The sequence below is a fragment of the Streptomyces sp. SirexAA-E genome, assembly GCF_000177195.2.
Lineage (GTDB): Bacteria > Actinomycetota > Actinomycetes > Streptomycetales > Streptomycetaceae > Streptomyces > Streptomyces flavovirens.
Window position 1 is genome coordinate 2,982,638 of record NC_015953.1, and the last position, 14,690, is coordinate 2,997,327.

Consider the following 14,690-nt stretch of genomic DNA (forward strand, 5'->3'; position numbering starts at 1 on the left):
ATGGGCGGAAGGTGAGCGTCCGGTTAACTTCGCACTCATACAACCCGATACACGAGGTTTGCGAGTACCCGTTGAACGACGACATGTCCCGAAAGGCGCTTCTGCGACGCGAACTGCTCGCCGCCAGGAGGCTGCTGACCTCGCGTGACGTCACGGACGCCGCCGAACTCCTGGCCTCGGCCGCCGCGGCCCTCCCCGAGCTTGCGGACGCCCGGACCGTGGCCGCCTACGTGTCCGTGGGCCGTGAGCCGGGAACGCACGCGCTGCTGGACGGGCTGCGCGCCCGGGGCGTACGCGTGCTGCTGCCGGTCCTCATGGCCGACAACGACCTGGACTGGGCCGTCTACGAGGGCAGGGAGCACCTCCTGCCCGCCGGACGGGGCCTCCTGGAGCCGCACGGCGCGCCCCTGGGTCCCGCAGCGGTCCTCGACGCCGACGTGGTCCTGCTGCCCGGACTCGCGGTGGACCGGCGCGGGATGCGCCTGGGGCGCGGCGGAGGCAGCTACGACCGGGTGCTGGCCCGGCTGGCGGCGGCCGGGGCCGATCCCGCCCTGGTCGTCCTGCTGTACGACGACGAGGTGGTCACGCGGGTCCCGGAGGAGCCGCACGACCACCCCGTGCACGCCGTGATCACGCCGACCGCGGTGCGGCGCTTCCTGCCCCGGGACGTCTGAGCGGCCCCAGGACGCCTGAGCGGCCCCGGGACGCCTGAGCGGCCCCGGGACGTCCCGGGGCCGCTCAGGGCGCCTCACGGTTTCTTGAGCGTCAGGGTGTCGACCGTGGACTTGTCCACGGCGCCCTTCCCGTAGGACCAGTCGAGCAGTTCGCCGTCGGCCCACTTGTCGGTCTGGTCGGTGTAGTGCGCGCTGAACGCGTGTCCGGAAGCGCCGGTGAGGTTGATCCAGCGGGACTTGTCCCAGTCCCCCACGTTGACGACCATCCGCATGGACGGCACCCAGATGACGCCGTAGCCGCCCGCGGCGTTCCAGCCCGTGGCGTTGACCGCGGCCTCGCCGCCGCCCAGGTTCCAGGGGCCGCGGTTGAGCGCCCGCTGGAGCAGGTCCGGGCCCTCGGTGCCGAGCGTCTGGTTGCGCAGGGTCAGCTGGTGCAGCCGGCCCCAGTTCCAGGTGCTGATGTCCTTGCCGAGCTTGGCGGTCAGCTCCCAGCGGGCGTCCTCCATGGCACGGGCGAAGAGCTGGTCCCGGTTGTCGATCGCCTCTTCACGGCCCTGGGCGGGCACCTTCCACCACTCGTTGTCCGTGTCGTCGAGGATCGACTCCACGACCTCGTACCAGCGGTCGCCCCCGTCCGGCTGCGCCGTGTCCGGGTCGCGCTGGCCGCACTCGCGTACGAGCTTGTTCTGCTCGTCGACCGGTCCGGTGCCGGCGGCGGGCCGCACGTTGAGGCACTCGCCCTTGGGGCGGAGCTCCTTGGGGAGCTTGTTGCCGAAGGCCAGTTTGAGGATGTTGCGCCAGACACCGTTGAAGTAGGCGGCCGCGGCGGAGTCGGACTCCTGGGTGTAGTCCCAGCCCTCCAGCAGCTTCTGGGCCTCACGGACGCTCTTGTCGGAGATCCCGATCTTCACCAGCTTCGGCACCAGCTTCGCGGCGATGGCGCTCTGGTTGTCCATCTGCATCGACTGCATGTCGTCGGTGGAGACCTTGCCGCCGTCGTCGATCTTCTTCTGGATCAGGTCGTTGATCCGCTGGCTGCGGGCTCCGTAGCCCCAGTCCTTGGTGAGCATGTGCTTGTAGCTGTCGTCGATGACCGCCTGGTTGGCGGTGACGATGTAACCGCGCTCCGGGTTGTACTCGTACGGCAGCTCGTCGAAGGGGATCGGGTCCTTCTCCCAGCCGTACTTCGAGGACCATCCCGGGCTCGGCATGGTGCCGTCGCCGTTCAGGCGGACCGGGATCTTGCCCGGGGCCTGGTAGCCGATGTTGCCCTCGGTGTCCGCGTAGATGAGGTTCTGCGAGGGCACCTCGAAGTGCTCGGCCGCCGCCCGGAAGGTCTTGAAGTCCTTGGCGCGGTTGAGCTCGAAGACGGCGTCCATGGACTTGCCGGGGTCCAGCGCGGTCCACTTCAGGGCGATGGCGTAGCCGTCGCCGCGGTCGGGGGCCGAGTTGGTGACCGGCGCCCGCTTGCCGACCTTCTCCATCTCGCTGCTGCGGTCGGAGACCAGGGGACCGTTGTTGGTCTCCCGGACGGTGATCTTCCGGCTCTTGCCGCCCGCGACCTTGATGGTCTCCTCACGGGTGACGAAGGGCTCGGTCTTGCCGTCGTACTGGTAGCCGTCGGCCGAGACCTTCTCCAGGAACAGGTCCGTGACGTCGGCGCCGAGGTTGGTGAAGCCCCAGGCGATGTCCTGGTTGTGCCCGATGATCACCCCGGGCATACCGGAGAAGGTGTACCCGGCCGTGTCGTACCGGCAGGTCTTGGAGACCTCACGGCAGTGCAGCCCCATCTGGTACCAGAGCGAGGGCAGCATCGGCGCCAGGTGCGGGTCGTTGGCCAGCAGCGGCTTGCCGGTGGTCGTGTGGGCGCCGGAGACCACCCACGAGTTGGACCCGATGCCGTTGCCGTTCGGGCCCAGCAGTGCGGGGATCTCGTCCAGGGTGTCGGAGAGCGCGGAGAGCTGGGTGTTCAGCCCGTCGGTCGCGCCCGCCACGGTGTCCCCGCCGATGTCGTCCGACGGTTCGGCCTCGGGGTCGAACTCACCGGTGACCGGCGAGACGGCGCCCTGGTCGACGATCGGCCTGTTCTTCTTGTACGGGTACTCCGGGTACAGGTCCTCGATCTGCTTCTCGCTGAGCCGGCTGGTCAGCAGGGAGCGGTCGATCTCGTCCTGCATGTTGCCGCGCAGGTCCCAGGCCATCGCCTTCAGCCAGGCGACCGAGTCGACCGGGGTCCACTCGGTGGGCTTGTAGTCGTTGGTGAGGCCGAGGGCCGCGTACTCGACGGAGATGTCCTTGCCGTCCTTGCCGGCCAGATACGCGTTGACGCCCTCCGCGTACGCCTGGAGGTTCTTCTTGGTGTCCTCGTCCAGGACCTTGTCGTACTCCTCCTGGGCGACCTTGCGCCAGCCCAGGGTGCGCAGGAAGGCGTCGGTGTCGACCTGGTCCGAGCCGAACATCTCGGAGAGCCGTCCGGACGTCATGTGGCGTCGGACGTCCATCTCCCAGAACCGGTCCTGGGCCTGGACGAAGCCCTGGGCGCGGAACAGGTCGGCGTCGGAGTCCGCGTAGATCTGCGGGATCCCGTAGTCGTCGCGCTTGACGTCGACGTCACCGGTGAGGCCCTTGAGTTCGAGTGTGCCGGTGGTCTGCGGATAAGAGGCCCGGACCGTGGAGACGGACCAGTACGCGCCGTACCCGACACCCGCGACGAGCGCCAGCACCAGGACGATCACGAGGAGGCGAGCGCGTCGCCCCTTCTTCCTGCCGGGCTTCTTCGCATCCGAAGAGCCGGAAGGGGCGGTTGTGTTGGCGGGCATCGCTGTCCTTCGAGGGGCAGGGTGGTCCTGGGAGTGCAGGAGCAACCATAGGCGCCCCGCCGAAGCCACTCGGACGCGGTATGGGGATGCACCCATCTGCGCCGCCCTCGTACGAACGCTCGAAGCCGTCAAGAAAGCGTTAAAGATTAGGTAAGGTAACGAAGTACTGGCCGCCGGAGGCCGATCCGGAAGGCGCACGCAGGGAAGGAACGGACCCTGACTGTCCACACGCTCAACGAACTTCTGCTCGCCTGCTCGCTCGTCCTGCTGGTCGCCGTCGCGGCCGTCCGCATCTCGTCGCGCAGCGGGCTTCCCAGCCTGCTCCTGTACCTCGGCATCGGCATCGTCCTGGGACAGGACGGCCTCTTCGACGTCAAGTTCGACAACGCCGAGCTGACCCAGGTCATCGGCTACGCCGCCCTGGTCGTCATCCTGGCCGAGGGCGGTCTGGGCACGAAGTGGAAAGAAGTCCGGCCGGCGCTCCCGGCGGCGGCCCTGCTGTCGACCGTCGGCGTGGGCGTCAGTGTGGGCGTCACCGCGAGCGCGGCGCACTACCTCGTCGGCCTGGAATGGCGGCAGGCCCTGATCATCGGCGCCGTCGTCTCCTCCACCGACGCCGCGGCCGTCTTCTCCGTCCTGCGCAAGGTGCCGCTCCCCTCCCGGATCACGGGCGTCCTGGAGGCCGAATCAGGCTTCAACGACGCCCCGGTGGTCATCCTGGTCGTCGCCTTCTCCGCCGTCGGCCCTGTGGAGCACTGGTACGTCCTGATCGGCGAGATAGCCCTGGAGCTGGCCATCGGCGCGGCCATCGGGCTCGCGGTGGGCTGGCTGGGTTCGTTCGGGCTGCGTCATGTGGCCCTGCCCGCCTCCGGGCTCTACCCGATCGCCGTGATGGCCATCGCGGTGTCCGCGTACGCGGCGGGCGCCATGGCCCACGGCAGCGGGTTCCTCGCCGTGTACCTGGCCGCGATGATCCTGGGCAACTCCAAGCTGCCGCACTGGCCGGCCACCCGGGGGTTCGCCGACGGGCTCGGCTGGCTGGCGCAGATCGGCATGTTCGTCCTGCTCGGCCTGCTCGTCACCCCGCACGACCTGATCGACGACTTCTGGCCCGCCGTGGTCGTGGGGCTGGTCCTGACCGCCGTCGCGCGGCCGTTGTCGGTCTTCATCAGCCTCGCCCCGTTCCGGCTGCCACGGCGCGAGAAGGCCCTGATGTCCTGGGCGGGACTGCGCGGCGCCGTGCCCATCATCCTGGCGACCATCCCCATGGTGTCCGGGATCGAGGGCAGCACCCGGGTCTTCAACATCGTCTTCGTGCTCGTCATCGTCTACACGCTGATCCAGGGGCCGACGCTGCCCTGGCTCGCTCGGGCGCTCCGGATCGGCGACGACCCGTCCGAGGCCTCCGACCTGGGCATCGAGTCGGCGCCCCTGGAGCGGCTGCGCGGACACCTGCTGTCCGTCGCGATCCCCGGGAAGTCGAAGATGCACGGCGTGGAGGTCGGCGAGCTGCGCCTGCCCTCCGGGGCGGCCGTCACCCTGGTCGTGCGGGACGGCACGAGCTTCGTGCCCGCACCCTCGACGGTGCTCAGGCGCGGGGACGAACTGCTCGTCGTGGCCACCGATCCGGTGCGGGACGCCGCCGAGGCGCGGCTGCGGGCCGTCGCCGAGGGCGGCAAGCTCGCCGGCTGGCTGGGCACCGGCGCGCAGGGCGGGAAGGACATCGCGCCGCTCGTGGACGTACCGCACGTGATGAAGCTCGCGAAGAAGCTGGGCAAGGGCGGCGAGGGCCGCCCGGGCGGCACCAAGGCCCACCACTGAGCTGCTGCTGCGGCGGCACCGAGCTGCGGCGGCGCTGATCAGAGGTGGCGTCGGCCCGCTCACCCCCGATCGCAGGCACACCGGGTTTCGTGCCTGTAACATGAAGGACTGCTACATGATCTACTCGATCTGATCGAGATCGACCAACTCTGCCTGATGCAGAGCTGGCGCGACCGTATGGCGGTCGTGGCGTCCTTTCGCCTCTGGAGCGAGCGCCCGGCATCTACCGCAGTCCCGCGCGAAGAGGACAGCTCTCGGCAGCTTCCCGCACGGTCCGGCACCTGGTGCCGGTCGCACCCGGGGAGCACGGCCACCAGGCGGCAGAAAGGCATGGACCGTGGCGACCACGGTCTCCGACCGCCCCGGTTACGGGCAGTTGCTGCGCACCCCGGGTGCGTGGACCTTCCTCCTCCCGGGCTTCGCGGCCCGGCAGCCCTTCGCGATGCTGACCATCAGCATCGTCCTGCTCGTCCAGCACACCACCGGTTCGTACGGCAGTGCGGGCGCCGTCGCCGCCGTATCGGGCGTCTCGATGGCCCTGTTCGCACCGCAGACCGGCCGGCTCGCCGACCGGTTCGGCCAGCGCGCGGTGCTGCTGCCCGGCGTACTGGTGCACGCCGCGTCCGTCGGCGTACTGACGGCGCTCGCGCTGGCGCACGCGCCCATGTGGGCCCTGTTCCTGGCGGCCGTGCCCACCGGGGCCTCGATCCCGCAGGTCGGGCCGATGGTCCGGGCCCGGTGGGCGGCACGGCTCGGTGCCGCCCCGGGACGCGCGGCCTCTCCGCTGATGACCACGGCCGCCGCCTTCGAGTCCGTGACGGACGAGTTCACCTTCGTCATCGGTCCGGTGATCGCGACGGCGCTGTGCACCGGCGTGCACCCGGCGGCCGGTCTGGTCGCCGAGGGCGTGCTGACCCTGGTCGGCGGCATCGTCTTCGCCGCTCAGCGCGGGACACAGCCCGCCCCGCAGGACGCGGCGACCTCCGCCGCACCGCACCGCTCGGCGCTGTCCGTGCCGGGCGTGCGGGTCCTGGCGATCACCTTCCTGGGCATCGGCTCCGTCTTCGGCGGCATGCAGGTCGCCCTGACGGCGTTCTCCGAGGAGATCGGCCGCCCCGGGGTCAACGGTGTGCTGTACGGCGTCTTCGCGGCCGGCAACATGCTCGCCGGGATCGCCTGCGGAGCCATCGCCTGGAAGAGCGGCCCGCGCCGCCGGCTGATCATCGGGTACCTGGCCCTGACCGTGACCGCCTCCGGCCTCTGGGCCGTGCACTCCGTGGTGCTCCTGGCCGGACTGGGACTCCTGGTCGGGCTCTGCATCGCACCTGCTCTGATCAGCGGATACACCCTGGTCGACGCCCTGGTGCCGGCCTCCGCCCGGACCGAGGCCTTCACCTGGCTGACGGGCGCCGTGGCCCTGGGGCAGGCCGCCGCCGTCACCGTGGCCGGACAGCTCGCGGACGCCCATGGGGCGAGCACCGGTTTCCTGGTACCGCTGGGCGGGACACTGCTGGCCCTGGCGACCCTTCTGACCCTGCGTTCGCGGCTCGTGCCCCGGGCCGAGGGACGGACGGTGGCACGTGGGATCGGTCACCGCGAGCAGGTCACGGTGGACTGACGGCTCGGAATACGTCAGTATGGAGCGTCGTTAGCACTCATTGAGTGAGAGTGCCAGGAGGAGCAAGTGCCGACCTATCAGTACCAGTGCACCGAATGCGGCGAGGGCCTCGAGGCGGTGCAGAAGTTCACCGATGATGCCCTGACCGTGTGCCCGAACTGCGACGGACGCCTCAAGAAGGTGTTCTCGGCGGTCGGCATCGTCTTCAAGGGTTCCGGTTTCTACCGGAACGACAGCCGGGGCTCCTCGTCGAGCAGCGCACCGGCCACGTCGTCCTCGAAGACGTCCGGTTCCTCGTCCACCACGCCGTCGTCCTCGTCGGGGTCGGACTCGAAGCCCGCCGCTTCGTCCGCCACGTCGACGTCCTCGTCGTCGAGCTCATCGAGTTCCTCGAGCAGCGGTACGTCCGCCGCCTGAGGCCCACGCGGCTTTTCACCGGGACCCCGCCCGTGTCCGAGACCGGATGCGGCGGGGTCCCGGTCGTGCGTCCCGATAGGGTCACCGCATGGCGAACGCGCAGACGGATACGGCGGACATCGGGGTCATCGGCGGATCGGGTTTCTACTCCTTCCTCGATGACGTGACCGAGGTCCGGGTGGACACCCCCTACGGGGCACCGAGCGACTCGCTCTTCCTGGGTGAACTCGCGGGGCGCAGGGTGGCGTTCCTCCCCCGTCACGGCCGCGGCCACCACGTGCCGCCGAACCGGATCAACTACCGCGCCAACCTCTGGGCCCTGCGTTCGGCGGGGGTACGCCAGGTGCTCGGCCCGTGCGCGGTCGGCGGCCTGCGCCCGGAGTTCGGCCCGGGCACCCTCCTGGTGCCCGACCAGCTGGTGGACCGCACCAAGACCCGCGTGCAGACGTACTACGACGGCGAGACCCGGCCGGACGGGGTCACCCCGTCCGTGGTCCACCTCGCCTTCGCCGATCCGTACTGCCCCGTGGGGCGCAAGGCCGCCCTCGGAGCGGCCCGCGGACGCGACTGGGAGCCGGTGGACGGCGGCACGCTCGTCGTCGTCGAGGGGCCCCGTTTCTCGACCCGGGCGGAATCCCGCTGGCACGCCGCGATGGGCTGGTCGGTCGTCGGGATGACGGGCCACCCGGAGGCGGTGCTCGCCCGCGAACTGGGGCTCTGCTACACGTCGATGACGCTGGTGACCGACCTCGACGCGGGGGCCGAGGCGGGCGAGGGTGTCAGCCACGACGAGGTACTGAAGGTCTTCGCGGCCAATGTGGACCGGCTTCGCTCGGTGCTCTTCGACGCGGTGGCCGCACTGCCGGCCGCCGAGGACCGCGACTGCGTCTGCGTCCACGCGCTGGACGGGCTCGACACCGGGGTGGAGCTTCCCTGACCCACCGGGTCCGCGGGCGCCGTCGGCCGACGCGAGCCACTGCCCGGCGAGGGATGCGCTGCCGTCGGCCGGCTCGGCGGCCAGGGGCACGGCCGCCGACCGGCTCCGCCCAGGGATTCACGGCGGCCGGCCGACTCCGCCGTCGGGAGCCGGGGCTTTCGGCCGACCTCGCGCGGGTGACGGACTTGTCCACAACGTGTGGACCGTCCACAGGGCCCGGCGGGATTCCCGCCGCCGAGGGATGGTGTGGGGGTCCGAGTCCGTTGCTGCGCTCTCACGGCAGGTGGTGGCCCATGTTCCCGTCCATGCCCGACACACGTCCCGCGCCTCCCGCACCGTGCGGGATGCCCTCCTTCGAGCCGCTGCGGGTGCGCGGCGGCGGCCGGCTGCGGCGCGCGCTGCGGAGACAGAGGCGCGCGGTGGCGGCGGGATTCGCCCTGTCCTCCGCCGTGCTCGCCGTGTCCGGGCTCGGGGGTTCCGGACTCGGCGCGGGTGGTGCCGGCCCGCCGACGGACGGCGGAGCCGCCGTCGCGGGTGACGCCCGTCCGGTGTCCCGGCAGGAGCAGTCGCCCGGCCCGCTGGTCTCCGCACCGGTGCGGATCGCGGACGCGGGGGCGGTCTCACTGTTACAGCCGGGCGACCGCGTCGATGTGCTGGCCGCGCGGGACGGGGCCGCGAAGGCCCGCGTGGTGGCGCGGGACGTGCGGGTGACGCACGTGCCGGTCGGCCGGCCGGACGGCACGGACGGCCCACTGCCGGGCCCGGGCTTCGCGGAGCCGGACGGCGGACCGGGCGCCGGGGGCGGGGCTCTGGTGGTCCTCGCCGTGGAGCGGGAGACCGCGGCCGTTCTGGCGGGCGCGGGCGCGTCGGGGCCGCTCGCCGTGGCGGTGTCCCGTGGGCACTGAGCGCGCCCGCCCGGGAGCCTGCCCGGTCAGATGTGGTGGGGCGGCTTCTCGTCGAGGAAGCGCGCCAGGTCGGCGGCGCCGCCGCCGACCGGAGCCCGCTCGCCCCACGCCTGGTCCGTGTCGTCCGCGGACTGCCGGTCCAGCGGATCGTCGAAGACCAGAGCCGGCCTGGGCCCGGAGTCCTGTGACGGACGCTCCTGCGACTGCGGCGGCTCCGGATCGCGCGGTCCGGGGGCGGGGGCGGTACTCATACCTCCAAGGGTACGGCGGTTGTCCCGAGGGTGCGGCGGCGCTCAGCGGTCCTTCGGGTCCAGCAGCCACAGCCCGAGGACGACGAGGAACGACAGGCAGAGGAACCCGGCCCCCCACCAGGCCGTGCCCGTACGGCCCTCCATCCACACGTCGACCACCTCGGTCAGCGCCCACAGCTGGCCGACGACGACGCTCATCGCCAGCGCCAGCCGGGCCGTCAGCTTCGACGAGCGTTCGGGCTCCTGTTCGGTGCCGGCCCCGGGCCCGGGGCCCGTGTGCCGCACCCGCGGATCGCCGTACCCGCTGGTGGGCCGGATCTGGGGATAGCGCTCGTGGACGGGGCGGTTGAGCTCGGCGTGGGCGCTGCCCGGGTGGTACTCGGGGTAGCGCGTTCCGGCGGGCTCGGCGGGCCGCGGCGGCTCGACCGGTTCCAGGGGCTCGGTCATGCCCGCCTCCCGGGCGTCGTGGCCGCGGACGGGTCCGGGGCCGACGGGGCCTCCGCGCCGCCTCCGGTGCCGGGGCAGCCGATCCGGGCGGCGAGGTCCGGGCGATCGTCGCCGAGCTGTCGGCAGAGCCCCGCCTCGATGCTTTCGCCGGAGCGTGTGGTGCCGACGGCCCAGATGCTGCCGTCGTCGAGCTCGGTCAGCGCCACCTTGGGCAGGCCGCGCGGTGGGGGGCCCGCCGTGACCTCTCCGGTGCGGGCGTCGAACACCCCTTCGTGACATGGGCAGTAGAGCTCTCCCTCCGTGCCGCGGTCCTTGCGCCAGAGCACGGCGCAGGCGAGGTGGGTGCACACGGCGGAGTAGCCGACGAGGGTGCCGTCGTCCATGCGTACGGCGACGGCGCGGTCCTCGTCACCGGGGTAGCGGAAGGCGAGGGATTCGCCGGGCAGGAGCTGCGCGGCGATCCGTTTCGGGGCCGGTGCCTTGCCGTCCGGCTCTTCGCCGTGCCGCTGGAGAATCCCGGCGGCGACGCCCAGGCCACCCACCGCGAGGCCGCCGGAGACCGTGGTGACGATGCGGAGGTAGTCACGTCGGGTGGTCAGCGAGTCGGCGGCGATCCGGTCGTGCAGAGCTTCGCGGGGGTCGCCGTCGGGGTTGCCGCCGCCGCCCGGCTGCTGCTGTTCGGTGACGCTCATCGGCGGACGTCCTTCCCGTTGACCTCGACGACGGGGAGCCCGCCCGGTACCGGCCACTGCACCCGCTCCGCCGGCACGACCATGGCCACGCCGGTGCGGACCTCGCTCTCACCGAAGACGAAGGTGTCGGCGACCTCGACGCCGGGGCGCTCCGCCCGGAGCTCATCGACGGTTCCGTAGAAGAGGGCGCCGGTGGGGCAGACGGTGGCGCACATGGGGGCGAGGCCGTAGGCGGTGCGGTCGTAGCAGAGGTTGCACTTCAACTGGAGCTTCGCCTGGAGGTCGATCTTGGGGACACCGAAGGGGCAGGCGTTGACGCAGTTGGCACAGCCGATGCAGCGGGTCGTGTCGGCCTCCTGCACGACGCCGTCGGCGGTCACCAGGATCGCGTCGGCCGGGCAGACCTCGGCGCAGGGGGCCACCGGGTCCTCGCAGTGCATACAGACGGTGGGAAGGGAGGCGACGCTGTGGCCCTCGTCGGTGTAGTCGAGGTGGATCAGCGACTTGCCGCGGTGCGAGTCGCACTCGCGGCAGGCGGAGACACATGCCTGGCAGCCGATGCAGCGGCCCGGGTCGATGAAGATCGTGCGGCCCATCATCCGGGCATCAGCTCCTCTCCGAGGTCCCGCGGCCCTGCGGGGCCGTGGGCGGCAACGGGTCGGTACGGGAGACCTGGGTCTCGGGGTAGGCGACGTGACCGGGCGCGACCGGGGGCGCGGGGACCTCGTCGATCCGTTCGGCGTGCTCGACCCGGCAGGCGCAGACCTTGTACTCGGGAATCTTCGAGCGGGGGTCGAGGGCGTCGATGGTGAGCGCGTTCGCCGCCGCGGGGGCGGGCCAGTGGTAGGGGATGAAGACGGTGTCAGGGCGGATCGCCTCGGTCACCAGGGCGGGGAAGACCTCGCTGCCCCGGCGGGTGACGACCCGCACGGGTTCACCGTTGCGGAAGCCGTGGGAGGGGTGGACCTCGGCCCAGGGGCGCGGGGTCTGCTCGACGAGCGCGCCCAGCCGGCGGGTCTGGTTGCCCGACAGGAAGTGGGCGACGGTCCGCCCGGTGGTCAGCGTCATCGGGTGCTCGTCGTCGTACGGATCCGCCGGCGGGTGCCACTCGACGACCTGCAGGTGGATCTTTCCGTCGGCGTGGTAGGTCGTGCCGTCCTCGAAGAGCCGGGGCGTGCCGGGGTGGTCGGTGGACGGACAGGGCCAGGCGATGCCGCCGGTCTCCTCCAGCCGTTCGTACGTGATGCCCGAGTAGTCGATGATCGTCCCGGCGGAGGCCCTGCGGAGCTCGTCGAAGACGTCGCGGGAGCCGCCGAAGGCGAACTTGTCACCGGCCCCGAGGCGTCTCGCCAGCTCGCACATCACCCAGGTGTCGGTCCGTACGCCGGGCGGCGGTTCCTGGGCCTTGTTGTGCTTGACGACCCTCGCCTCGGCGTTGGCCATCACCCCTTCGTCCTCGGCCCAGACGGTGACGGGGAAGACCACGTGCGCGTTGGCGGCGGTCTCGGAGAGGAAGAAGTCGAACTGGGCGTGGAACTCGGTGGTGTCGTACCCGTCCTTCACCACGGAGTAGTTGGGGAGGGAGACGAAGGGGTTGTTGCAGATGCCGATCAGTCCGCGGATCTCACCGCGCTGCATCTGCCAGACCATCTCCATCATCGAGGTTCCCGCGAGCGGGAGTTCGGACTCCTTGATGCCCCAGATCTCGCAGATCTGCCTGCGGTGCTCCTCGTTGAGGATCGAGCGGCCGCCGGGCAGGAGATCGGCCTTCTGGCCGTGCTCGCGGCCGCCCTGGCCGTTCCCCTGACCGGTGAGGGTGCCGTAACCGGCGCCGGGCTTGCCGATGTGGCCGGTTGCGGCGCAGAGGTTGATCACGGTGAGGCAGTTCTCGACGCCCTGGGTGTGGTGCTCGATGCCCCGGGCGTGGAAGGCCATGGCCTTGGGGGCGCGTGCGAAGGCCCGCGCCACCTGGACGACCTGCTCCGCGGGAATCCCGCAGATCTCGGCGGCACGGGACGGCGGGTAGTGGGCGGCGTTGGCCTTGACCTCCTCCCAGCCGGTGGTGTGGGCGGCGAGGTAGGACTCGTCGGTGAGGCCTTCCTCGATCACCACGTGCAGCACAGCGGTGAAGAAGGCCGCGTCGGTGCCCGACCGGAGCGCGACGTGGATGTCGGCGGTGCGGGCGACGGCGGTCTCGCGCGGGTCGATGACGATCAGCGTGGCTCCGCGGTCCCGGGCGCCCCAGACGTACTGGGTCAGGACGGGGAAGCACTCGCCGACGTTGGCACCGGCCAGCAGCAGGCAGTCGGTGAGCAGGATGTCGGAGAAGGGGTTGCCGGCCCGGTCGATGTTGAAGGCGAGTTTGTTGGCCCCGGCGGCGCTGACCATGCAGAGCCGGCCGTTGTAGTCGACGTGCCGGGTCTTGAGCGCCACCCGGGCGAACTTGCCGACCAGGTAGGTCTTCTCGGAGAAGAGGCTGGCGCCGCCGAGCACGCCGAAGGCGTCGTTCCCGTGGTTCCGCTGGATGCGCCTGATCTCGGAGACGGTGAAGTCGAGTGCCTCGTCCCAGGACACCTCCCGCAGGTCCTCGTCCCGGGAACGGCGCATCAGCGGGGCCGTGAGCCGGTCGGGGTGGTTGACCTGCTGGTAGGCGTTGATGCCCTTGGGGCAGAGCCGCATGCGGTTGATGTCGTGGTCGCGGGGCTCCACCCCGAAGACCTTGCCGCCCCGGTCGACACGCAGATACATGCCGCACTGGACGCCGCAGAAACAGCAGTGGGTGGGGACGAGCGTCTCGCCGTGCTGGTCGGCGTGCCACCGGTCGGCCGGGATGCCGCCCGCGTCCCGGAAGCCGCGGGTGCCGGGCGGCGCGAGCGAGGGATCGAGGGGGATGACCGTACGACGGTCGGCTGCGTGGGGATCCGCGGTCACTGAAAGCCCTTCTTGACCTGGGAGAGATAGGCGTTGCCGCGCAGCACCCGCTTGCAGCGCGGGCAGTACTCGGCCCAGCGGTCGAAGCCGAGTTCCAGGTCGCGCATGGTGCCGCGGAGGTTCTCGACGTACGCCCCGGTGTCGATGGGTTCCTCGCAGCGCCGGCAGGTGAAGACCTCGTCACCCTGGCGCGACGTGTACTTGAAGAGCTGCATGCCGACCGCAGCCGGACGCTGCACGATGTGGAAGAACTTGCCGAACGGGATGTAGATGAGGGTGAAGACGACCGACACCATGTGGAGGATCGCCAGGAACTCGTAGCCGCCGCCGTGCAGGAAGATCGAGGAGAACGTGAGCAGCAGGCCGGTCACGGAGATGATGATCAGTGCGAGCAGCGGGACCATGTCGTAGGCGAACCGCTGTCCGGTCATGGCACCGCGGTCCTTCATCCGGCGCCAGAGGAAGTAGGCGGCGCCGGGGATGACCAGCACGGCCGCGAGGTCCAACCCGTGGAACATCACCCAGCCGACGAAGCTCAGTGAGTCGAATCCGAGGATCTTGACGCCCCAGAGGCGCATCTCGTAGCCCGGCCCCGAACCCGTGCCCGAGGTGAAGGTGAACCAGCCCCAGGTGAGCGGGAAGGTGATCAGGGCGGCGAGGACACAGCCCCAGAAGATCAGCTGGTGCGCGGCCCAGCGGGCGTGCGACCGGGCCCCGAGGAACTTCTGGAAGCCCAGATAGGTCGCGGCCATCTTCGGCAGGGCGGTCGGCGCCCGGCGGAAGTTGTCGGCGGAGAAGAAGCTGCGCCAGCCGTTGGTGAAGAGCCGCCGGGCGCCGGGGGCGGAGACCCAGACCGTGTAGCGGTAGGCGACCCCGAAGGCGAGGAAGACGCTGGCCACGGCGTACGGGATGAGCGCGGAGTCGTAGTCGCGCAGCAGCCGGCTGCCGAACACGATGGCGAGGACCAGCAGGGCGGAGACGACGACACCGGCCAGGACCGCCCGGCCGTTGACGGACCGGGGAAGGGCCTCGACGGTCCTCGCGACGAGGGAGGAGACGCGGCTCGGCCGCTCGGGACCCTTCCCCTCGGGGAGTTCGGTACGAGCGCCGGGGTCGGGCTGCTCGGTTGCGGCGGGCGCTTCTGGTGGCTCGGTCACTCCGCCACCGTAGGACCGAAT

General features: G+C 71.1%; 13 protein-coding genes. 6 read left to right on the forward strand and 7 right to left on the reverse strand.

Features of this window, described 5'->3' with window-relative positions; all coding sequences use genetic code 11:
* Window positions 1-83: 83 nt before the first annotated feature.
* Entirely contained in the window at window positions 84-674 is a 591-nt protein-coding gene (locus SACTE_RS13115; protein WP_037759236.1) for a 5-formyltetrahydrofolate cyclo-ligase, read from the forward strand.
* Window positions 675-748: 74 nt separating this feature from the next.
* On the opposite strand, the gene SACTE_RS13120 is transcribed toward SACTE_RS13115, so the two are convergent.
* Window positions 749-3,493 (reverse strand): penicillin acylase family protein, encoded by a 2,745-nt coding sequence (locus SACTE_RS13120; protein WP_014046515.1) that lies wholly within the window; start codon window positions 3,491-3,493, stop codon window positions 749-751.
* Between the two features lie 243 nt (window positions 3,494-3,736).
* On the opposite strand from SACTE_RS13120, the gene SACTE_RS13125 reads away from it, so the two are divergent.
* From SACTE_RS13125 to SACTE_RS13145, 5 genes are all read left to right on the forward strand, one after another.
* Window positions 3,737-5,314 carry a potassium/proton antiporter gene (locus SACTE_RS13125; protein WP_232793479.1) on the forward strand — a complete coding sequence of 526 codons (1,578 nt, stop codon included), beginning with the start codon at window positions 3,737-3,739 and terminating at the stop codon, window positions 5,312-5,314.
* Between the two features lie 337 nt (window positions 5,315-5,651).
* Window positions 5,652-6,932 carry an MFS transporter gene (locus SACTE_RS13130; protein WP_014046516.1) on the forward strand — a complete coding sequence of 427 codons (1,281 nt, stop codon included), beginning with the start codon at window positions 5,652-5,654 and terminating at the stop codon, window positions 6,930-6,932.
* A 66-nt stretch (window positions 6,933-6,998) separates the two neighbouring features.
* Window positions 6,999-7,349 (forward strand): FmdB family zinc ribbon protein, encoded by a 351-nt coding sequence (locus SACTE_RS33165; protein WP_026359177.1) that lies wholly within the window; start codon window positions 6,999-7,001, stop codon window positions 7,347-7,349.
* Between the two features lie 88 nt (window positions 7,350-7,437).
* Window positions 7,438-8,286 carry an S-methyl-5'-thioadenosine phosphorylase gene (locus SACTE_RS13140; RefSeq protein ID WP_014046518.1) on the forward strand — a complete coding sequence of 283 codons (849 nt, stop codon included), beginning with the start codon at window positions 7,438-7,440 and terminating at the stop codon, window positions 8,284-8,286.
* A 293-nt stretch (window positions 8,287-8,579) separates the two neighbouring features.
* A complete protein-coding gene (locus SACTE_RS13145) occupies window positions 8,580-9,191 on the forward strand; it encodes a hypothetical protein (RefSeq protein ID WP_014046519.1) in 612 nt (203 codons plus the stop codon).
* A 26-nt stretch (window positions 9,192-9,217) separates the two neighbouring features.
* Here the strand turns inward: SACTE_RS13145 and SACTE_RS13150 are convergent, their stop codons facing one another.
* The 6 genes from SACTE_RS13150 to SACTE_RS13175 are packed head-to-tail and all read right to left on the reverse strand — an operon-like array spanning window position 9,218 to window position 14,669.
* Window positions 9,218-9,442, reverse strand: coding sequence for a hypothetical protein (locus tag SACTE_RS13150; RefSeq protein ID WP_014046520.1), 225 nt, complete (start codon window positions 9,440-9,442; stop codon window positions 9,218-9,220).
* Window positions 9,443-9,484: 42 nt separating this feature from the next.
* Window positions 9,485-9,889, reverse strand: a complete 405-nt coding sequence (locus tag SACTE_RS13155) for a hypothetical protein (protein WP_014046521.1) — start codon at window positions 9,887-9,889, stop codon at window positions 9,485-9,487.
* Window positions 9,886-10,581, reverse strand: a complete 696-nt coding sequence (locus tag SACTE_RS13160) for a Rieske (2Fe-2S) protein (RefSeq protein ID WP_014046522.1) — start codon at window positions 10,579-10,581, stop codon at window positions 9,886-9,888. The genes SACTE_RS13155 and SACTE_RS13160 overlap by 4 nt, the downstream gene beginning before the upstream one ends.
* Window positions 10,578-11,180, reverse strand: coding sequence for a 4Fe-4S dicluster domain-containing protein (locus SACTE_RS13165; RefSeq protein ID WP_014046523.1), 603 nt, complete (start codon window positions 11,178-11,180; stop codon window positions 10,578-10,580). Before SACTE_RS13165 ends, SACTE_RS13160 begins: the two co-directional genes overlap by 4 nt.
* A 7-nt stretch (window positions 11,181-11,187) precedes the next feature.
* Window positions 11,188-13,512: a molybdopterin oxidoreductase family protein gene (locus SACTE_RS13170; protein WP_014046524.1), complete on the reverse strand. Its 2,325-nt coding sequence runs from the start codon at window positions 13,510-13,512 to the stop codon at window positions 11,188-11,190.
* Window positions 13,509-14,669 carry a hypothetical protein gene (locus SACTE_RS13175; protein ID WP_014046525.1) on the reverse strand — a complete coding sequence of 387 codons (1,161 nt, stop codon included), beginning with the start codon at window positions 14,667-14,669 and terminating at the stop codon, window positions 13,509-13,511. Before SACTE_RS13175 ends, SACTE_RS13170 begins: the two co-directional genes overlap by 4 nt.
* Window positions 14,670-14,690 lie beyond the last annotated feature (21 nt).